Source organism: Kineococcus radiotolerans SRS30216 = ATCC BAA-149 (assembly GCF_000017305.1).
Classification (GTDB): domain Bacteria; phylum Actinomycetota; class Actinomycetes; order Actinomycetales; family Kineococcaceae; genus Kineococcus; species Kineococcus radiotolerans.
In genome coordinates this window covers 2787213-2805676 of the sequence record NC_009664.2, presented here as the reverse complement: position 1 = coordinate 2805676, position 18464 = coordinate 2787213, and the positions used below count along the sequence as shown (strand labels likewise).

Annotated in this window: 18 protein-coding genes; 6 read left to right on the top strand and 12 right to left on the bottom strand. The window is 75.6% G+C overall.

What is annotated here, in order from left to right:
* Window positions 1–10: 10 nt before the first annotated feature.
* The 3 genes from KRAD_RS24405 to KRAD_RS13435 all read left to right on the top strand — a co-directional run bounded on the left by KRAD_RS24405 (window position 11) and on the right by KRAD_RS13435 (window position 3808).
* Window positions 11–2227, top strand: coding sequence for a SpoIIE family protein phosphatase (locus KRAD_RS24405; RefSeq protein WP_012086169.1), 2217 nt, complete (start codon window positions 11–13; stop codon window positions 2225–2227).
* 2 nt (window positions 2228–2229) lie between these two features.
* Window positions 2230–2874 (top strand): MBL fold metallo-hydrolase, encoded by a 645-nt coding sequence (locus KRAD_RS13440; RefSeq protein ID WP_041293214.1) that lies wholly within the window; start codon window positions 2230–2232, stop codon window positions 2872–2874.
* A gap of 64 nt (window positions 2875–2938) precedes the next feature.
* Window positions 2939–3808, top strand: coding sequence for an aminodeoxychorismate lyase (locus tag KRAD_RS13435; protein WP_012086167.1), 870 nt, complete (start codon window positions 2939–2941; stop codon window positions 3806–3808).
* Window positions 3809–3835: 27 nt separating this feature from the next.
* Here KRAD_RS13435 and KRAD_RS13430 read toward each other — a convergent pair whose 3' ends face one another.
* Entirely contained in the window at window positions 3836–5272 is a 1437-nt protein-coding gene (locus KRAD_RS13430) for a dihydrolipoyl dehydrogenase family protein (protein WP_012086166.1), read from the bottom strand.
* A 65-nt stretch (window positions 5273–5337) separates the two neighbouring features.
* On the opposite strand from KRAD_RS13430, the gene KRAD_RS13425 reads away from it, so the two are divergent.
* The gene (locus KRAD_RS13425; RefSeq protein ID WP_012086165.1) at window positions 5338–6489 is read left to right on the top strand and encodes a glutamate--cysteine ligase; all 1152 of its coding nucleotides are present in this window, start codon (window positions 5338–5340) and stop codon (window positions 6487–6489) included.
* A gap of 21 nt (window positions 6490–6510) precedes the next feature.
* Here the strand turns inward: KRAD_RS13425 and ald are convergent, their stop codons facing one another.
* Entirely contained in the window at window positions 6511–7641 is a 1131-nt protein-coding gene (ald, locus tag KRAD_RS13420; RefSeq protein WP_012086164.1) for an alanine dehydrogenase, read from the bottom strand.
* A gap of 161 nt (window positions 7642–7802) precedes the next feature.
* Between ald and KRAD_RS13415 the strand changes: the two genes are divergently transcribed.
* Complete coding sequence (locus tag KRAD_RS13415; protein WP_203417566.1) at window positions 7803–8252, top strand: Lrp/AsnC family transcriptional regulator; 450 nt, start codon at window positions 7803–7805, stop codon at window positions 8250–8252.
* Window positions 8253–8264: 12 nt separating this feature from the next.
* Here the strand turns inward: KRAD_RS13415 and KRAD_RS13410 are convergent, their stop codons facing one another.
* Window positions 8265–8912 (bottom strand): TetR/AcrR family transcriptional regulator, encoded by a 648-nt coding sequence (locus KRAD_RS13410; RefSeq protein ID WP_049821200.1) that lies wholly within the window; start codon window positions 8910–8912, stop codon window positions 8265–8267.
* Between the two features lie 136 nt (window positions 8913–9048).
* Here KRAD_RS13410 and KRAD_RS13405 point away from each other — a divergent pair, with 136 nt between their 5' ends.
* The gene (locus KRAD_RS13405) at window positions 9049–10554 is read left to right on the top strand and encodes an MFS transporter (RefSeq protein ID WP_012086161.1); all 1506 of its coding nucleotides are present in this window, start codon (window positions 9049–9051) and stop codon (window positions 10552–10554) included.
* Between the two features lie 21 nt (window positions 10555–10575).
* Here the strand turns inward: KRAD_RS13405 and KRAD_RS13400 are convergent, their stop codons facing one another.
* The 9 genes from KRAD_RS13400 to KRAD_RS13360 all read right to left on the bottom strand — a co-directional run bounded on the left by KRAD_RS13400 (window position 10576) and on the right by KRAD_RS13360 (window position 18442).
* On the bottom strand, window positions 10576–12069 hold the full coding sequence (locus KRAD_RS13400) for an amidase (RefSeq protein ID WP_012086160.1): 1494 nt from the start codon (window positions 12067–12069) through the stop codon (window positions 10576–10578).
* Window positions 12066–12980, bottom strand: a complete 915-nt coding sequence (locus tag KRAD_RS13395; protein ID WP_012086159.1) for a carbohydrate ABC transporter permease — start codon at window positions 12978–12980, stop codon at window positions 12066–12068. Before KRAD_RS13395 ends, KRAD_RS13400 begins: the two co-directional genes overlap by 4 nt.
* Entirely contained in the window at window positions 12977–13840 is an 864-nt protein-coding gene (locus tag KRAD_RS13390; RefSeq protein ID WP_012086158.1) for a carbohydrate ABC transporter permease, read from the bottom strand. Before KRAD_RS13390 ends, KRAD_RS13395 begins: the two co-directional genes overlap by 4 nt.
* A 3-nt stretch (window positions 13841–13843) precedes the next feature.
* Complete coding sequence (locus KRAD_RS13385; protein WP_012086157.1) at window positions 13844–15181, bottom strand: ABC transporter substrate-binding protein; 1338 nt, start codon at window positions 15179–15181, stop codon at window positions 13844–13846.
* Window positions 15182–15417: 236 nt separating this feature from the next.
* A complete protein-coding gene (locus KRAD_RS13380; protein WP_012086156.1) occupies window positions 15418–16113 on the bottom strand; it encodes an LrgB family protein in 696 nt (231 codons plus the stop codon).
* Window positions 16110–16508 carry a CidA/LrgA family protein gene (locus tag KRAD_RS13375; RefSeq protein WP_012086155.1) on the bottom strand — a complete coding sequence of 133 codons (399 nt, stop codon included), beginning with the start codon at window positions 16506–16508 and terminating at the stop codon, window positions 16110–16112. Before KRAD_RS13375 ends, KRAD_RS13380 begins: the two co-directional genes overlap by 4 nt.
* Window positions 16509–16533: 25 nt before the next feature.
* On the bottom strand, window positions 16534–17319 hold the full coding sequence (locus KRAD_RS13370; protein ID WP_012086154.1) for a DUF4253 domain-containing protein: 786 nt from the start codon (window positions 17317–17319) through the stop codon (window positions 16534–16536).
* A gap of 24 nt (window positions 17320–17343) precedes the next feature.
* The gene (locus tag KRAD_RS13365) at window positions 17344–17886 is read right to left on the bottom strand and encodes an OmpA family protein (RefSeq protein ID WP_012086153.1); all 543 of its coding nucleotides are present in this window, start codon (window positions 17884–17886) and stop codon (window positions 17344–17346) included.
* Between the two features lies 1 nt (window position 17887).
* Complete coding sequence (locus tag KRAD_RS13360; protein WP_012086152.1) at window positions 17888–18442, bottom strand: hypothetical protein; 555 nt, start codon at window positions 18440–18442, stop codon at window positions 17888–17890.
* Window positions 18443–18464: the final 22 nt, after the last annotated feature.

Sequence of the window (18464 nt, the reverse complement as noted above, 5' to 3'; positions counted from 1 at the left end):
TGGTCGGTGAGTGGTCGAGCGACGGAGGGACCAGCCCCTGCTGGCGATCACGCACCTCGCGCTGCGCGACGGCCGGGACCTGCGGACCGTCCTGGACGCCGCCACCCGGGCGACCACCGAGGCCGTCGGCGCCGAGTACGGCGCGTTCTTCTACCACGACCGCGACGTGCACGGCGACCGCCTGGACCTGCTGACCCTCGCCGGGGCGGGCGTGCGGGAGTTCCCCGAGGCCGAGCCCGTCCGGCACACCGCGCTGTTCGCCCCCACCTTCGAGGGCGCCGACCCCGTGCGCGTCGACGACGTCCACCTCGACCCCCGCTTCGGCCACGGCTCCACCCACGGCCTGCCCGACACCCACCGCGACGTCCGCAGCTACCTCGCCGTCCCCGTCACCGCCGTCGACGACGCCACCCACGTCATCGGGGCGATGCTCTTCGGGCACTCCGCGCCCGGCCGCTTCGACGCCGAGGCGGAGGCGACGGCCCTGTCCGCGGCGCGCGGGGCCGCCGTCGCCATCGACAACGCGCTCCTGCTCGGGGAGCAGCTCGAGGCCCGCCGCCTCGCCGAGGACCGCGAGGCCGCCGCCGCCGCGGCCGCGGCGCGCACCGCGCTGCTGCAGTCGGTGACCGCGCTGCTCTCCACCAGCGCCACCACCGCCGACATCACCGGCGCGGTGCCCCGCCGGGTGGCCGAGGCGATGGGGTGCGTGTCGGTGGCGCTGTACCTGCGCGACGACGCGCGCGACGTCCTGGTGCGCCACGGCCACCCGCCGGTCTCCCCCGAGCACGAGGCCACCGCCGGCACCATGGCCATCGACGCCGGCAACCCCGTCACCGAGGCCGTGCTCACCGGGCGGCCCGTCGTGGCCCCGCCCGAGCGGATCGCCGAGTACCTGCGGGCCCACGGCGTCCCCGACGCGCCGCCGCGCTCCGGCCTGGCCGTCCCCCTGGTGGAGCGCAGCGGGCGCGCGGTCGGGGCCCTCGCGGCGGATTGGCCGGGCCCGGAGGACCGCGCGGGCGAGGTGCCCCTGTTCGCCAGCGTCGCCGCCCAGGTGTCCCTGGCCCTGGAGCGCGCGCAGCTGCTGGACGCCGAGCGCGCCGCCCGCGAGAGCCTCGCCGGTTCCGTCGCCGCCCTCACCGACCTCGCCCGCACGCTCCAGCGGGGACTGCTGCCCCAGCGCCTGCCCGTCCTGGACCGGGTGCGCGTCGCCGTCCGCTACCAGCCCGCCGTCGTCGGCGCGGAGGTCGGCGGGGACTGGTACGACGCCCTGGAGGTCGACGACGGGGTGGTCTTCGTCATCGGCGACGTCCAGGGCCACAACACCACCGCCGCCGGCCTCATGGGGCAGCTGCGCACCGCCGTGCGGGCCTACGTCAGCGAGGGCCACGGCCCCGGCGCCGCCCTGGAGCGCACCAACCGGCTGCTGGTGGACCAGACCGACGAGCTGTTCGCCACCTGCTGCCTGGTGCGGCTGGACCAGGAGGCGGGCACCGTCGCCGTCGCCAGCGCCGGGCACCCGCCGCCGCTGGTCGTGCGGGGGCACGACCTGAGCGAGCTGTCGGTGGAACCGGGCCCGCCGCTGGGGGTCGAGCACGCCGCGACCTACCCCGAGCAGTCGCACCGCCTCGACGGGGACTGCCGGGTGGTGATGTACACCGACGGGGTGGTGGAGTCCCGCTCCGACCAGCTCGAGTCCGGGGCACGGGCGTTGCGGCGCAACGCCCTCGCCGCCTCGGGCACGGACCCCGAGGAGCTCGCGGGCCGCATCATGGCGGGCATCCCGCACCGCCTCGACGACGACGCGGCGATGCTCGTGCTCGCCTACCGGGGTCCCAGCACCCAGGTCGAGGAGGCCGTCCTCCCGCTGGCCTCGGACCTGCGCGCGGTCGCCCACGCCCGCACCTTCCTGGCCGCCGCCCTCACCGCCTGGGACGCCGAGGACCTGCTCGAGGAGGCCGAGCTCGTCCTCAGCGAGCTCGTCACCAACGCCCTCGTCCACACCGACTCCGCCGCCGGCGTCACGCTGCGCTTCGAACCGGCCCGCCGCCGCCTGACCGTCGCCGTGCGCGACGCCTCCACCCGCCACCCCCGCGAGCGCCACGCGGGCGAGGACGCCCTCGGCGGGCGCGGCCTGGCCATCGTAGAGGCGCTCAGCGCCGCCTGGGGGGTCGCGGCGGAGGGGGCGGGCAAGACCGTGTGGGCCGAGCTGCGGGGGTATGTTCCGTGACCATGCGCGTCACGCACTTCGGCCACTCGTGCCTGCTGGTGGAGACCGGTGCCGCCCGGGTCCTGCTGGACCCCGGGACCCTCAGCCACGGCTTCGAGGAGCTGGAGGGCCTCGACGCCGTCCTCGTCACCCACGCCCACCCCGACCACGTGGACGTCGAGCGGCTGCCGTCCCTGCTCGACGGCAACGACGGCGCGGTCCTGCGCGCCGAGCCGGGGGTCGCGGCGTCGCTGAGCGAGTCGGGCCTGCCGGCGCTGCCCCTGCACCCGGGGGAGTCCTTCGACGTCGCGGGCGTCACCACGACGGCGGTGGGGGGCCGGCACGCCCTCATCCACGCCGACGTCGCCCGCATCGGCAACGTCGGCTTCCTGCTCTCCGCGGAGGGCGAGCCGACGCTGTTCCACCCCGGCGACTCCTACGAGGCGACCCCGGAGGGCGTGGACGTCCTCGCGGTCCCGCTCAACGCCCCGTGGGCGGCGTCGAAGGAGACCGTCGACTTCGTCCGCGCGGTCGGGGCCCGGGAGGGGCTGCTGATCCACGACGGGCTGCTCTCCCCCGCCGGGCGCGCCGTCTACGGCGGGCAGGTCACCACCCTGGGCGGTCTCGCCGTCCGCCCCCTCGACGGGACGACCCCCGTGGAGTTCTGACCGCCCGCTCCCCCGGCCGCGACCCGCGGCCGGGGGAGTCCCGGCGGGCGGGCAGGATGTCCGCGTGCCCAGCCCCGCCCTGCTCCTCGCCGCGTTCGCCCCCGACGGCACGACGACGTTCACCCCCGCCGACCCCGCCGCCGCGCACCTGCGCGTCGACGACCTCGGCGCGACCCGCGGCGACGGGGTCTTCGAGTCGGTGGGGGTCGTGGGCGGGAACCCGCAGAGCCTGCGCCACCACCTCGACCGCTTCGCCCGCTCGGCGGCGGCGCTGGACCTGCCCGCCCCCGACGCGGGCGCCTGGGCCGGCGCGGTCCGCGCGGTCGCGGCCGCGCACGACCCGGTCCCGGAGCTGCTCGTGAAGCTCGTCCTGACCCGCGGCGTCGAGGGCGGCGGCGTCCCGACGGGCTGGGCGCACGCCTTCGTCCCCGTCGACCACGCCCGCGAGCGCACCGAGGGCATCGACGTCCTCGTCCTCGACCGCGCCTACCCCGGTGACGTCGCCGCCCGCGCGCCGTGGCTGCTGCAGGGCGCGAAGACGCTGTCCTACGCGCTGAACACCGCCGCGCTGCGCCACGCCCGCGCGCACGGCGCCCACGACGTCGTGTTCCTCTCCGACGACGGGGAGGTCCTCGAGGGCCCCAACTCCACCGTCGTCGCCCGGTTCGGGGACCGCTGGGTGACGCCCCCGCCGGAGCTGGGCATCCTCGACGGCACCACCCAGGGCCGCGCCTTCGGCTTCGCCGCCGCCCGCGGCGAGCGCACGGAGGTCGCCCGCCTGCGCCGGGCGGACCTGGACACCGCCGACGCGCTGTGGCTGGTCTCCAGCGGCCGGCTGTCCGCGCCCGTGCGCAGCGTCGACGGCGCGCCGCGCCCCGTCGACGCCGCGCTGTCGGCGGACCTGCTGCACCACCTGCTCACCGTCCACGACTGAGCGGGGCGGGCGCGGTGGCCCCGGGACCTACAGGCCGTAGGTCTCCAGCAGCCGCAGCCACACCTCGCTGATCGTGGGGTAGCTGGGCACGGCGTGCCACAGCCGGTCCAGCGGCACCTCGCCGACGACCGCGATCGTGGCGGAGTGCAGCAGCTCGGCGACGTCCTGGCCGACGAAGGTGACGCCGACGACGACCCGGCGCTGCTCGTCGACGACCATCCGCGCCTTGCCGGTGTAGCCGTCGGCGACCAGGGAGGCCCCGGCGACGTCGCCGATCTCGTAGTCGACGACCTTCACGTCGATCCCGCGCTCGCGGGCCTGCGCGGCGGTCAGGCCGACCTGGGCGACCTCGGGGTCGGTGAACACGACCTGCGGGACGGCGGCGTGGTCGGCGGTGGTGGTCCAGCGCGACCAGGCGGGGGCGTCCCCGATCAGCGCGCCCGAGGCGCGGGCGGTGATGGCGTCGCCGACGACGCGCCCGCCGTACTTGCCCTGGTGGGTGAGCTTCGGGCGCCCGGACACGTCCCCGGCCGCGTACAGCCAGGACCCCTCGACCCCGGCGACGAGGCCGGTGTCGTCGACCTCCAGGGCGCCGCCGTCCTCCAGCCCGACGGTCTCCAGCCCGATCCCGCTGGTCGTGGGGCGCCGGCCGGTGGCGACGAGGAACTCGTCGGCGTCGACGGTGGAGCCGTCGGCGAGGACGACGTGCACCCCGGCGTCGTCGCGGGACACGCGGGAGAGCTGCGCGCCGAACCGCACGTCCACGCCGTCGGCGCGCAGCGCGGCGGCGACGAGCTCCCCGGCGAAGTCCTCCTGCCCGGTGAGCAGGCCCGAGCGGGCCAGCAGCGTGACCCGCGACCCCAGCCGGGCCCAGGCCTGGGCCAGCTCGCACCCCACGACGCCCCCGCCGAGGACGACCAGGCGCCCGGGCACGGCCTGCGCGCTGGTCGCCTCCCGGCTGGTCCAGACGCGGGACTCCGCCAGCCCGGGCACGCCGGGCAGGACGGGGACGGAACCGGTGGCGAGCACCACGGCCCGCCGGGCGGTCAGGGTCACGGCCCCCTCGCCCGTCTCCACGACCACCCGGCGGGGCCCGTCCAGGCGCGCGGTCCCGCGGACCAGGCCGAGGCCCGCGGACTCCAGCCACCCCGCCTGGCCGCTGTCGTCCCAGCCGCTGGTGAAGCGGTCGCGCCGCTCCAGCACCTTCGCCGCGTCCAGCGCGCCGGTGACCGCTTCCGCCGCCCCGGGCAGCCGGCGCGCGGCGGCGAGGGCCTGACCGGAGCGCAGCAGCGCCTTGGAGGGCATGCAGGCCCAGTAGGAGCACTCCCCGCCGACGAGCTCCTTCTCGACGACCACGACCTCCAGGCCGGTCCGCGCGGCCCGGTCGGCGACGTTCTCCCCGACCGGTCCCGCCCCGACGACGACGACGTCCACTTCCCGGTCCACTTCCCGCTCAGCGCTCACGCCCGGACGGTAACGGTCGCGGGGACGGGAGGGCGAGGGCGGCACCGGTGTGGTGTGATCGTGGCGTGGGTCGCCGGTCCGTGGAGTTCAACGCCTCTCCCCGCCCGACGTTGGGCGTCGAGTGGGAGATGGTGCTCGTCGACGCCGCCTCGCGCGACCTCGCGCCGCGGGCGGCGGAGGTGATGGCGGCGGTGGACCGGGAGGCCTCGGCGACGGGGCCGCGGGTCACGAAGGAACTGCTGCGCAACACCCTGGAGGTCGTCACCGGCGTCTGCGACACCGTGGCGGAGGTCGCGGAGGACCTCACGGGCACGATCTCGGCGATCCGCCGGGTCACCGACCCGATGGGCCTGCAGCTGATGTCCGCGGGCACCCACCCCTTCGGCCGCTGGGACGAGCAGCTCGTCACCCCCGACGAGCGCTACGCCGAACTGCTGGAGCGCACCCAGTGGTGGGGCCGGCAGATGCTCATCTGGGGCGTCCACGTGCACGTCGGGGTGAACTCGGTGCACAAGGTCCTGCCGATCCTCAACACCCTGCTCAACCACTACCCGCACCTGCAGGCGCTGTCGGCGAGCTCGCCCTACTGGACGGGTTTCGACACCGGCTACGCCAGCAACCGGGCGCAGATGTTCCAGCAGCTGCCGACGGCCGGGCTGCCGTTCCAGTTCGGCGGCTGGGGCGAGTTCGAGGACTACGTCGACGACATGCTCGTCACCGGGGTCATCGACGGCCTCTCCGACGTCCGGTGGGACATCCGCCCCTCCCCCAAGTTCGGGACGATCGAGGTCCGGGTCTGCGACGGCACCCCCACCCTGCGGGAACTGCGGGCGGTGACGGCCCTCATCCACTGCCTCGTGGTGCACCTCGACGCCCGCCTGGAGGCCGGCGAGGACCTGCCGACCCTGCCGCCGTGGCACGTGCAGGAGAACAAGTGGCGCGCCGCCCGCTACGGCCTGGACGCCGAGATCATCGTCGACGCCGCGGGCCGCGAGCGCCTCGTGACCGACGACCTCACCGAGTGGCTGGACCGGCTGGAACCCGTCGCCCGGCGGCTGGACTGCGCCGAGGACCTGGCGCTGGTCGCGGGGATCCCGCAGCGGGGGGCCAGCTACCAGCGCCAGCGGGCGACGTTCTCCCGCGGCTGCGAGCGGGGTGCGCCGAACCCGCTGCACGACGTGGTGGACTCGCTGGTGCAGGAGATGCGCGAGGTCTGACCCGCCCGGCCGGCGGGGTGCTCAGCCGGCCAGCGCCTCGGCCAGGGTGATCGCCGGGAGCCCGTGCGCCGCAGCCACTTCGGCGTTGGTCAGGGAACCGGCGTGGGTCGAGAGCCCCCCGGCCAGGGCCGCGTCGGCGCTCAGCGCCGCCTTCCAGCCGCGGTCGGCGAGCTTCACGACGTAGGGCAGGGTCGCGTTGGTCAGGGCGTAGGTCGAGGTGTGCGGGACCGCGCCGGGCATGTTCGCGACGCAGTAGAACACCGAGCCGTGGACGGGGAACGTCGGGTCGTCGTGGGTGGTGGGGCGGGAGCTCTCGAAGCACCCGCCCTGGTCGATGGCGATGTCGACGAGGACCGATCCCGGGCGCATCTGCGCGACGAGCTCGTCGCTGACGAGCTTGGGCGCCTTGGCCCCGGGGACGAGGACGGCGCCGATGACGAGGTCGGCGCCGCGGACGGCGCGGGCCAGTTCGAAGGAGTTCGACACGATGGTGCGCACGGCGCCGCCGAAGCGGGCGTCGACCTCGCGCAGCTTGGGCAGCGACAGGTCCAGGACGGTGACCTCGGCGCCCATGCCGAGGGCGATCTGGGCCGCGTTCTGCCCGGAGACCCCGGCCCCGATGACGACGACGTCGGCCCCGCGGACGCCGGGGACCCCGCCCATGAGGACGCCGCGGCCGCCGCCGCCCGACGTCGTGGCGCGCATGAGGGAGTACGCGCCGACCTGCGGGGCGAGCCGGCCGGCGACCTCGCTCATCGGGGCCAGCAGCGGCAGCGAGCGGTCGGGCAACTGGACGGTCTCGTAGGCGATGGCGGTGGTGCCGGAGGTGAGCAGGGCGTCGGTGCAGGGGCGGGAGGCGGCCAGGTGCAGGTAGGTGAACAGCACCTGGTCCGCGCGCAGGCGGTGGTGCTCCTCCGCGATCGGTTCCTTGACCTTGAGCAGCAGGTCGGCCCCGCCCCAGACCTCGTCGACGTCGGTGAGGACCTTGGCGCCGGCGGCCTCGTAGTCGGCGTCGGGCAGCGAGCTGCCGAGCCCGGCCCCGGCCTGGACGAGCACCTCGTGGCCGTGGCCGACGAGCTCGTGGACCCCCGCGGGGGTCAGCGCGACGCGGTACTCGCGGTTCTTCACCTCGGTGGGGACGCCGATGCGCATGGTGCTCACTCCTCGTCGGTGCGGACTGATCCACGTCCAGCGTGAAGAGGGTTCGGTCGGGGAGCAAGCTCCCTGCAGGAGATTCGTGAGACGGTGCTGCGGTGGAAGGTCCTTCGACGCGCCCCGTGTCCGGCCCGGTCCCGCCGAAGAAGCTTCAGCGGGTGGTCGACCCCGTGGACCGCGCGATCCTGCGGGTGCTGGCCGACGACGCCCGGATCACCAATGCCGCCCTGGCCCAGCAGGTCGGGATCGCCGCCTCGACGTGCCTGCTGCGCGTGCGGGCGCTGCGGGAGTCCGGGGTGATCCGCGGCTTCCACGCCGACATCGACCCCGCGGCGCTGGGGCTGGACCTGCAGGCGATGATCGCGGTGAAGCTCGCCGCCCACGCCCGGGGCAGCATGGGCCCCTTCGTGGCCCGGATGCGCCGCCAGCCGGAGGTGGTGGACGTCTACTTCGTCGCCGGCGCCGACGACTACCTGCTGCACGTGGCGGTGGAGAGCACCGCGGCGCTGCGCGACTTCGTGGCCGAGCACCTGTCCCAGGACCCCGACGTGGGGCTCACCGAGACGAGCCTGATCTTCGAGCACACCCGCGGGGTGGGCCGGGACTGAGCGGGCCCCCGGTCAGGGGCGCGGGGCGGCGCAGGTGCCCGAGGTGGGCGGCGGGAGGGGCTCGCCGACCAGGGGCGGCAGCTCCCCCGCCGGCGGGCAGACGGCGTCGGCGATGAGCAGGCCGTAGCGCCGCCAGGCGTCCGGGGACTCCCCGCGGGTGCGGTCGGCGATGGACCCGATCATCGACGTCACGGCCGGGACGTCGTCGGCGGTGAAGCCCTCCCGCAGGGCGTGCTCGGCGTGGGCCCGCTCGACCACGCCGCCGACGACCTCGGACAGGCGGGCGCGCAGGGCCAGGGCCTGCTCGGTCTGGGGGGCGGCGCGCATGACGGCCGTCGAGAGGGACCGGTCGCTGGCGCGCAGCTCCATGGCTCCCAGCAGGTACTCGCGCAGCGCCTCGCGACCGCTCGGGCGGGCGGCGGCGCGCTCGGCGAGCTCGACGAGCGTCTCGTACTTGGCGGTGACGAGACCGGCGAGCAGCGCGTCCTTGTCCGGGAAGCGGCGGTAGACGGTGCCCACGCCCACCCCGGCCGCCTCGGCGACGTCGTGGAGGGTGACGTCGAGGCCCCGTTCGGCGAACAGCCGTCGCGCCGCGTCCACGATGAGCGCCCGGTTGCGAGCGGCGTCGGCGCGCAGGGGACGGACGGCGGTCGTGGTCACGGGACGAGGGTACCCGCCGCCGGGAACAACTGGACACATCCTGTCCGTTTGCGTGTAGGCTGACGGAAGTGGACGCGAGACGTCCGCTTCAGCCGGCCCCGCCCGCCGCCGGCCCCCCGACCCCCTGGAGAACCCCGTGAGCTCCGACACCGCCCGGACGGCCGACCCGGCCCCCGCCGCCGACGGCCGGGCCCGCCACCTGGCCCCGCCGGACCACCGCTGGCTCGTGCTCGCCGTCATCGGCATCGCGCAGCTGGCCGTCGTCCTGGACGCCACCATCGTCAACATCGCCCTCCCCTCCGCCCAGCGCGACCTCGGCTTCGCCGACGGCCAGCGCCAGTGGATCGTCACCGCCTACTCCCTGGCCTTCGGGTCGCTGCTGCTGCTCGGCGGGCGCCTCGGGGACCTGTTCGGGCGCAAGAACCTCTTCGTCATCGGGCTCGTCGGCTTCGCCGGCGCCTCCGTCGTCGGCGGCCTGGCCGCGGACTTCGGCCAGCTCGTCGCCGCCCGCGCCCTGCAGGGGGTGTTCGGGGCGCTGCTCGCCCCCTCGGCCCTGGCCCTGCTGACGACGACGTTCACCGACCCCGCCGAACGCGCCCGCGCCTTCGGGGTCTTCGGCGCCATCGCCGGTTCCGGCGCGGCCACCGGGGTCCTGCTCGGCGGGGTGCTCACCGAGTACTCGTCCTGGCGCTGGTGCCTCTACGTCAACGTCGTGTTCGCCGTCCTCGGCGTCGTCGGCGCGCTGCTGTTCGTGCCCAAGCCCGTCCGCGGGCCGCGCCCGCGCCTGGACCTGGCCGGCACCGTCACCATCACCCTCGGCCTCGTCGGCATCGTCTACGGGTTCTCCTCCGCCGAGACCTCCGGCTGGTCGGACCCGGTGACCATCGCCTCCCTCGCCCTGGGCGTCCTGCTCGTCGCGGCGTTCGTCCTCGTCGAGTCCCGGGTGGCGAACCCGCTGCTGCCGCTGCGCATCGTCCGCGACCGCGACCGCGGGGGCGCGCTCATCGCGATCGGCCTCGTCGGGGTCGCGATGTTCGGGATCTTCCTGTTCCTCACCTACTACCTGAGCCAGACCCTCGGGTTCTCCTCCCTGGAGACGGGGCTGGCGTTCCTGCCCATGCCGTTCTCGATCATGACGGCGGCCACGCAGATCACCCCCCGGCTGCTGCCGCGCGTCGGGCCGAAGGTCCTCATCCGCACCGGCGGGCTGGTCGCGACGGCCGGGATCCTGCTGTTCCTGCGCACCGACGTCGACAGCACCTGGGCCGGGACCGTCCTGCCCGCCCTCGTGGTCACCGGCCTGGGCATGGGCCTGGTCATCTCCTCGGCCATGAACACCGCCACCAGCGGCGTGGCCCGCGAGGACGCCGGCGCGGCCGGCGCCAGCGTCAACACGTTCCAGCAGATCGGGGGTTCCATCGGGACCGCCCTGCTGTCGACGGTCTTCGCCAGTTCCGTCGCCGGGTACGGCGGCGCGCCCGCCGACGCCGTCCTGCACGGCTACCACGTCGCCTTCACCGGCGCCGCGATCGCGGCCCTGCTCGTGGCCGTGGTCTCCGGCGGCCTCATCAACCGGCACGCCGTGCGCCGCGAGCGCCTCGCCGCGGTCGGGTCCGTCCCCGCACCCGCGACCGCCCACTGACCCACGCCACCGCCCGCGGGGTCACCGCGGGCGGTGGGGGTTCCCGTGGTGCGGGAGTTCCGGGACGGTGCCGGGCGGGCGACGGTGCCCGGTGGCCCGCTCGTAGTCGTGGGCCATCGCCAGCAGGACGGCGTCGGTCCCGCGCGGGGCGACCAGTTCCAGCCCCACCGGGAGACCCTCGGCGGTGAACCCCGCCGGCAGCGAGATCGAGGGGACGCCGGTGTTCGCGGCGACGTCGCAGAACGTCGTCCCCGCCCAGCCCTCCGCCGCCGGGGCCTCGGAGGTCGGCATGGCCAGCGCGTCCAGGCCGTGCTCGGCGAAGAACGCGTCCAGCGCCCGCGCGCCGGCCTCCTGCGCCGCGCCGGCCGCGTCGTGGGCGGGGTTCGGGACGTCCGGCATCGCCAGCCACGACGCGATCGTCTCCGGCGCCAGCGAGCAGCGGCCGTCGGCGACGACGTCGGCGAAGGTGAGCCGGCCGCGAGGTTCGGTGAGGTCGGCGAGGCCCTCCGGCCAGCGCGCCGGGGTCGCGGCGAAGAACGCGTCGATGCCGGCCCGCACGTCCATCCAGCCGCCGCTGACGAGGCGGTCGCGGACGAACTCCCGCGTGAAGGGCACCTCGACGACCTCCGCCCCCCGGGCGGCGAGGTCGGCCACCGCCCGGTCCACCAGGGCCGTCACCTGCCCGGTCCCGGGCCGCGGCCCCCGCGGGGTCGCCCGGGAGAAGTCCCAGTGGAAGTACCCGACGCGCCTGCCCCGCAGCGCGGTCCCCGTGAGACCGGCGCCCAGGGACGGGTCCGCGGCGAGCACCGACGCCAGCAGCGCGGCGTCGGCGACGCATGTGGTCATCGGGCCGACGGCGTCCTGGCGCGCCGACAGCGGCACGACCCCCTCGACCGGGACGAGACCCGCCGTCGGGCGGAAACCCACCAGGCCCTGGTGCGCGCTGGGGCCGAGGATCGAACCGCAGGAGTCCGTCCCCAGGCCCGCCGCCGCGAAGCTCGCCGCGACCGCGGCCGCCGTGCCCCCGCTGGACCCCGAGGTGCTGAGGCGCTGGTCGTAGGGGTTGCGGGCCTCCCCCCGCACCGAGGAGCGGGTGAACGTGCCGTGCCAGCCGAACTCGGACATGTTGGTCTTGCCCAGCACGACCGCCCCCGCGTCGCGGAGCCTGCGCACGGCGACGGCGTCGTCGCGGGTCCGGTACGCCGCCAGGGCGACGCTGCCCACCGAGGTCGGCAGGTCGCGGGTGGCGCAGTTGTCCTTGACCAGGACCGGCACCCCGTGCAGCGGGCCGCGGACGACGCCCGCGGCCCGTTCCGCGTCCCGCCGGGCCGCGACCCGCAGCACGTCCGGGCCGACCACGACGACGGACCGCAGACCGGGCTGGTCGCCGTGGGGGTCGTCGTAGGCGGCGATCCGGTCCAGGTAGGCCTGCACGAGCCCGACCGAGGTCACCGCCCCCGCCGCCAGCCGGGCCGCGGCGTCCACGGCCCCGAGCCCGACGACGGGGGGGATCACCCCTTGACCGCCCCACCGCCGAGACCGGCCACCAGGTACCGGCGGGCGGCCACCGCGATGAACGCGATCGGCAGGACGAGCGCGATGCTGGCCGCGGCCAGCAGCTGGTACGTCGACGTCTCGTCGGCCCCGCGCTGGGCGGCGATGAACACCGGGATGGTCACCGCGTCGTTCTGCGTCAGGGTCAGGGCGATGAGGTACTCCTGGAACGCCACGAGGAACGTGAACACCCCCGCGGTGACCAGCCCGGGCCCCATGACGGGGACGATGACCCGCCGGAACGCGCCGAGCCGGCTGCACCCGTCGACCATCGCCGCCTCGTCCAGCTCCACCGGGATGTCGCGGAAGAACCCCACGAGCAGCAGCAGCGTGAACGGCATGTTCACCGCCACGAACGCGGCGACGAGGGCGATGTTCGTGTCGTACAGGCCGACCGAGCGCGCCGCCTCGTACAGCGGCAGGACCACCGCGAACCGCGGCACCGTCCGCAGCACGACGGCCAGGACGAGCAGCACCGGCCCGATCACCCCGGCGTAGCGGGCGAAGGCGTACGCCGCCGGGGCCCCCACCACGAGCATGACGAGGACCGCGGCGACCGCCACGAACACCGTGTTCAGCAGGATCGCCGCGAAGTTCGTCCCCCGCCACAGGTCGGTGAACGCGTCGAACTGCGGGGTGAACGCCCAGGTGGGCGGGTTCGTGAACGCCGCGTAGAACGGTTTCACCGCCGTCAGCCCCGCCCACGCGAACGGGGTGAGCATCCCCAGGACGACGACGGCGACGACGACGGTCGCCGCGAGGGTCCCCAGGCGCTCGCGGCGCACCTTGGCGGCGCGGGCGCGGCGGTTGGCCGCCATGCCCTCCTCGCGGGAGACGGTGAGGGCGGTGGGCCGGGTTCCGGTGGAACTCACAGGGCTCGCGCCCCCTTCCAGGTGGACCGCAGGAACGGGATGAGCAGGACGAGGGTGACGACCATCGTCAGGACGTTGACGGCGCTGCCCGCGCCCAGGCGGAAGCTGTCGCCGAGAGCGACCTGGTAGACGTAGGTCATCAACGACTCCGTCCCCAGCTGCTGCGCCGCCGGGGTCATGATGCGGATCGAGTCGAACACCTTCAGGCCGTCCATCAGCGAGATGAGCAGGACGAAGGTGAACACCGGCGCCAGCGCCGGGACGACCAGGTAGCGCTGCTTCTGCCACCAGCCGGCCCCGTCGATGCTGGCCGCCTCCATCGGTTCCGGCGGCAGGGTCTGCAACCCGGCGAGCAGCACGAGGACCACGAAGGGGACCTCGTGCCACAGGGAGTGCAGGACGACGAGGGCGCGCGCCGGCCAGGTGTCGACCAGCCAGTTCACCTGGACCCCGACGACGTCGAGCACCCGGTTGACGGGTCCGCCGAAGACGTCGTTGAACATCCAGGAGAAGTCCAGCGCCCCGACCACGGAGGGGACGATGTAGGAGGCGAGCAGGAACCCCAGCAGGACGGTGCGTCCCCGCCGGACCCGGGTCAGCAGCAGCGCCAGGCCGTACCCGAGGGCCACCTTGAGCGCCGTGGCCACGACGGCGAAGCCGACGGTGAACGCCGCCGCGTCCAGGAACCTCGGGCTGCCCAGGAGGTCCCGGTAGTTCGCCAGCCCGGTGAACGTGCCGGGCTGGCCGACGGGGACGTTCTGGAAGCTCCACACCAGCGTCGTCCCCAGCGGGACGAGCAGCAGGGCCGCCATGAGCACCACCGCCGGCCCCGCCAGGGTCAGGAAGTCCTTGCGACGCACCGCTCAGTACCCGGCGGACGCGATGGCCGCCACCGCCGCCGCCTGGGCCGCCGCCGCCCCCTCCTGCGCGCTCGTCTGCCCGCTCACGGCGGCCCCGATCGGGGCCCCCAGCGCGGTGTACACGTCGGCCATGTACGGGACCTGGGGCAGGGGTTCGGCGTCGGGCAGCGTCGCCAGCGCGGCCTCCTTGACGGGCAGCTCGGCCGCGTCGGCGATGTCGGTGCGCGCGGGGATGGTGGCGCTGGCGGCGGCCTTCGCCGCGCCCTCGCCGGTCCCGACGCAGGCCAGCTGGAACAGCAGCTCGTGGTCGACGGCGGAGTTCTCGGCGATGGAGAAGCCGTCGACGGACAGGTAGGTCATGGGCAGCCCGCCGGGTTCCACCGACGGGGGGACGGCGAAGGCGATCTGGTCGGCGAACTTGCTCTTGTCCGGGTCGGTGAGGTCCGCGACGCGACCGGACATGAGCAGCCCGAGGGCGGCCTGACCGGTCTGCAGCTGGGTGATGACCTCCGGGGAGGAGAAGCTCATGACCTGGTCGCTCATCACCGGCAGCAGCGAGGCGAGGGCCGTGATGGCCTTGACGGGGAGTTCGCCGTCGAGCGCGGGGACGGCCTGGCCCTCGACGAACAGGTCGCCGCCCAGGGAGTGCAGCGCCTGGTTGAACTGGCTGGCGATGTCGCCGGAGGGGTTGAAGGGGATCGCCAGCGGGGCGGAGATGTCGGTCTGGTCCTTGATGGCCTGCGCGGTGTCGATCAGCTCGGCGAAGGTGGTGGGGACCTGCTTGCCGACCTGCTCGAGGACGTCCTTGCGGTAGACCATCACCGCCACGCCCCAGAAGGTCGGCAGGGTGTACTGCTTCCCGTCGTAGGCGACGGCCTCCATGAGGGTCGGGTCGATCCCGTCGAGGGCGTACCGGTCGCTGTTCGCCGCGATCATGTCGTCGAGCTGGACGACCCAGCCGCGGTCGGCGTACAGCGGGCGGATGCTGCCGTAGGTCTCCACGATGTCGTAGCTCGCGGTCGGGCCGGAGAAGCTCTGCACGGCGCGCTGGTGCTGCCCGGCGAGGTCGGTCGGGGGGAGCTCCACCGTGAGTTCACCCGATGTGCACCCGTCGGACATCGCCTTGGAGAACGGGTCGGTCGCGGTGCTGGCGTAGGCGAGGACGTTGACGGTGGTCGCCGTGGTGGGCGCGTCGACGTCGCAGCCGCCGGCCGCGGCGCTCTCCCCGGCGCCGCTGACCTCCGACCCGGCGCCGCAGGCGCTCAGCAACCCCAGGGAACCGGCGGCGGCGAAGCCGAAGAGGACGGAACGGCGCGCGGGAGCGGTGCTGCCGAGGGGCATGGGGACCTCCGGGGTTTCGGGGGACGTCGAGGACGTCCCGTCAGGAGCCACTGACCTGCTGTCGGGTGGGGGCCCCGGCTCGGCCGGGTCGCGCACGGTGGACAGGGGGCAGCGCCGGCCGTTGTTCGGCCGGACGACGCAGCGGCTGCGCCGGTGTTCTCGATGCGCACGCTACAACGAGCGCACAGCCCCCGCAGAGCGGGCGCCGGTGCGCGGGCCCGCGCCCCGCGCGGGCCTCAGCGGAACAGCGTCGCGACCACCGGCAGGGCGGCCGTCATCGCCAGCGCGTTGAGGACCATCGCCGCGCTGGACCACCCCCCGGTGACGTCGGACTCCGCCAGCGCCCGCGAGGTCCCGATGCCGTGCGAGGCCACCCCGAGGGCGAAACCGCGGGCCCGCGGGTCCACGACGCGGACGCGGTCGAGCAGCCAGGGCCCGACGGTGGCGCCGAGGACGCCGGAGACCAGGGTGAGCACGACGGCCAGGGCGGTGTTCGCCCCGATCGCCTCCCCCAGCGTCAGGGCGACGGGGGTGGTGACCGAACGGGGCAGCGCCGTCAGCACGAGGCCGTCGTCGGCGCCGAGCCCCACCAGGGCGGCGACGGTGACCGCGACGCTGACCACCCCGGTGACGAGGAGGGTCGCGAGCACCGCCGCCCGGTCGGCCAGCAGCGCGCGCCCCGAGCGCAGCAGCGGCAGCGCGAGGGCCACCGTCGCCGGTCCCAGCAGCAGCGTGAGGACCGAGACCGAGGCGAGGTACTCCTCGTAGGGGATGCCGAGCAGTTCCAGCGCTCCCGCGACGACGACCATCGCCACCAGCACCGGGGCGAGCAGGGCGGGCCGGCCCAGCCGGCGGTGCAGCTCCCCCGCCCCCAGGTACGCCGCCACCGTCAGGGCCAGCCCGAAACCGGGAGCGTGGACCACCGCGTTCACGCGGACCGCCCCCGCCGCAGCAGCCGCTGCAGGACGACCCCGGCGGTGACCAGCCCCAGCGCGAAGGAGCCGCCGACGGCCAGGGCCAGCGGGCCCGCCGAGCCGACGACGGCCGACCACTGCGTCAGCGCCCCCACCCCGGGCGGGACGAACAGCAGCTGCAGGTGCTTCAGCAGCGGCTCCCCCGCGGGCTCGGCGCGCCGGGCGAACCCCGGGAACCGCGCGCCCACGACCAGCAGCACCACCAGCCCGACGACCGCCCCGGGCACCGGCAGGTGCGCGAGGTCGACCAGGAGGGTGCCGAGCAGCTGCAGACCCAGCAGCAGGGTCAGCGCGGCGAGCGCCGCGGGCACGTGCGGGGCCCAGCCCCGGGTGCGGGGGACGTCGAAGGACACCGGCTCAGGGTGCCAGCCCGCGGGGTCAGTCCCACCAGAAGCGCCAGGCGCCCGTCCCGACGAGCTCCGCGGCGTACGCGGCGAGGTCGCCCGGCCCGTCCTGGAAGACCGCGTCGTAGCAGAAGCCGAGGTGCTCGGCGGCCACCGGGAGCGCCTCGGCCGCGTCGGCCGGCGGCGCCGCCACGCTCACCACGACGGTGTCGAAGCCGAGGGCGACCAGCCGGACGCCGAAGCGGTCCTCCCAGCTGCGCAGCACCGACGACAGCACCCCCGGCGCGGTGTCGTGGTTCGTCGCGCCCAGCCAGCCCAGGACGGCCAGGACGTCGGCGCCGCGCGCGGCCGGCACCAGCCCCAGGTGCCGGGGGGCGCCGTGGTCGACGAGCTCGTCGGCCAGCACCGCGGCGACCGCGGCGGGGTCGGCGACCGGGGTCAGCGCCGGGGAGGGGCCCGGCCACGGCGGCGGCCCGGCGGGGAACTCGTCCTCGTCCTCGAAGGCGCCGGCGAAGGCCTCGGCCAGCAGCGGTTCCAGCGCGGGGACGTCGAGGGGGGCCCACGGCGCGGGGGCGAACTCCCCCTCCAGCCAGGGGCGGGCGAGGTCGCCCTCGGCCAGGCCCTCCAGCAGCACCGGCCACAGACCGGTCGCCGGGTGGGCCGCGGCCAGCTCCGCCCACCGCCCCCGCCCGGCGGGGACGTCGGCGACCCACAGGAGGGGTTCGGCGCCGCCGTAGCCCGCCGGCGCCACGAGCCGCCCGGTCGGGAGGCCGGGGACGGCAGCGACGAGGTCGGCCAGCGGTGCGTGCGCGTCGGTCACCGCCCCACCGTGGCAGACGGCGCCTCAGTCCCGCAGGACGACCGTGACGCGGCGGTTCGCGGCGCGGGCGGCGGGGTCGTCCTCACCGCTCGCGGTCGTCTCCGGCCGCAGCGGACGGGTTTCCCCGAAACCCTCCTGCTGCACCGGGACCCCCGCCGCGGCGGCGGAGAGGGCGGCGGCGACGGCCGCGGCCCGGCGCTCGGAGAGCGACTGGTTGGCGGCGTCGTCGCCGATCCCGTCGGTGTGGCCCTCGACGCGGATGGCGGTGGGGTGCCCACGGCCGATCCGCGCCCCGATCCCGGCGAGCTGGCCGGCCGCGGACGCGGGCAGGTCGGCGGAGCCGAAGGCGAACAGGACGTCGGCGCCGACGGTGATGGACTCCCCCTCGGGGACGGGCTGCACGACGTCCTCGACGCGGGGCCCGACGTCGAGGACGCGCGGAGCCACCGCGAGGACCCGGCCGGCCGGTCCGTCGGCCGGGTCGCCCACCCATGGCTGGACGCTGGGGGCCGGCGACGGCGTCGCGGTCAGCAGCAGGATCCCGGCGAGGGCCAGCGGGAGACCCACCTCAGGCCTCGGTGAGCGGGATCGCGGGCAGGGAACCGATGGGGGTCTCCACCGTGACGGAGTCCACGTCGGCTGGCGGAGCGGAGAACGTGGCGGTGAGGAACCGGTGCTCCCCGGGCTCCACCCAGACGGCGTTGCTGCTGCACAGGCAGCCCCCTGCGCTGTCCAGCAGGACGAGGTAGCGCTTCAGGCCGACGGGGTCGAACAGCGAGACCCCCGAGGCGTCCGTGTGGAGGGGGTCCGACCCCAGCCGCTGACCGAGGTTCGCCTGCTCCGCCCCCGTGTTCCGCGCCGCGAACGCCAACGTCACCGAGTCCCCGCTGCGCAGCGCCCGGTACACCTCCAGCGTCACCCCGTCGACGGCCGTCGACGTCACCGCGACGGGGGCGTCGGGGAACCCCGCCGGCACTGCGGGCGTCGCGACGGCGATCGGGCTCGCACTCGCGGCGACGCTGGGGGTCGAGGTCGCCTCGGCCGGGTCGTCACCCCCGCAGGCGGAGAGCGGGAGCAGGAGGGCGGCGCAGGCGGCGAGCAGCAGCGGAGTCGTTCGGGGCACCGGACGACGCTAGGTGAGCGCG

What these genes read in the sequence shown, in the direction of transcription:
- KRAD_RS13440 (WP_041293214.1), top strand. Translation starts at nt 2,230, where the DNA reads ATGCGCGTCACGCACTTCGGCCACTCGTGCCTGCTGGTGGAGACCGGT.
- ald (WP_012086164.1), bottom strand. Translation starts at nt 7,641, where the DNA reads ATGCGCATCGGCGTCCCCACCGAGGTGAAGAACCGCGAGTACCGCGTC.
- KRAD_RS13385 (WP_012086157.1), bottom strand. Translation starts at nt 15,181, where the DNA reads ATGCCCCTCGGCAGCACCGCTCCCGCGCGCCGTTCCGTCCTCTTCGGC.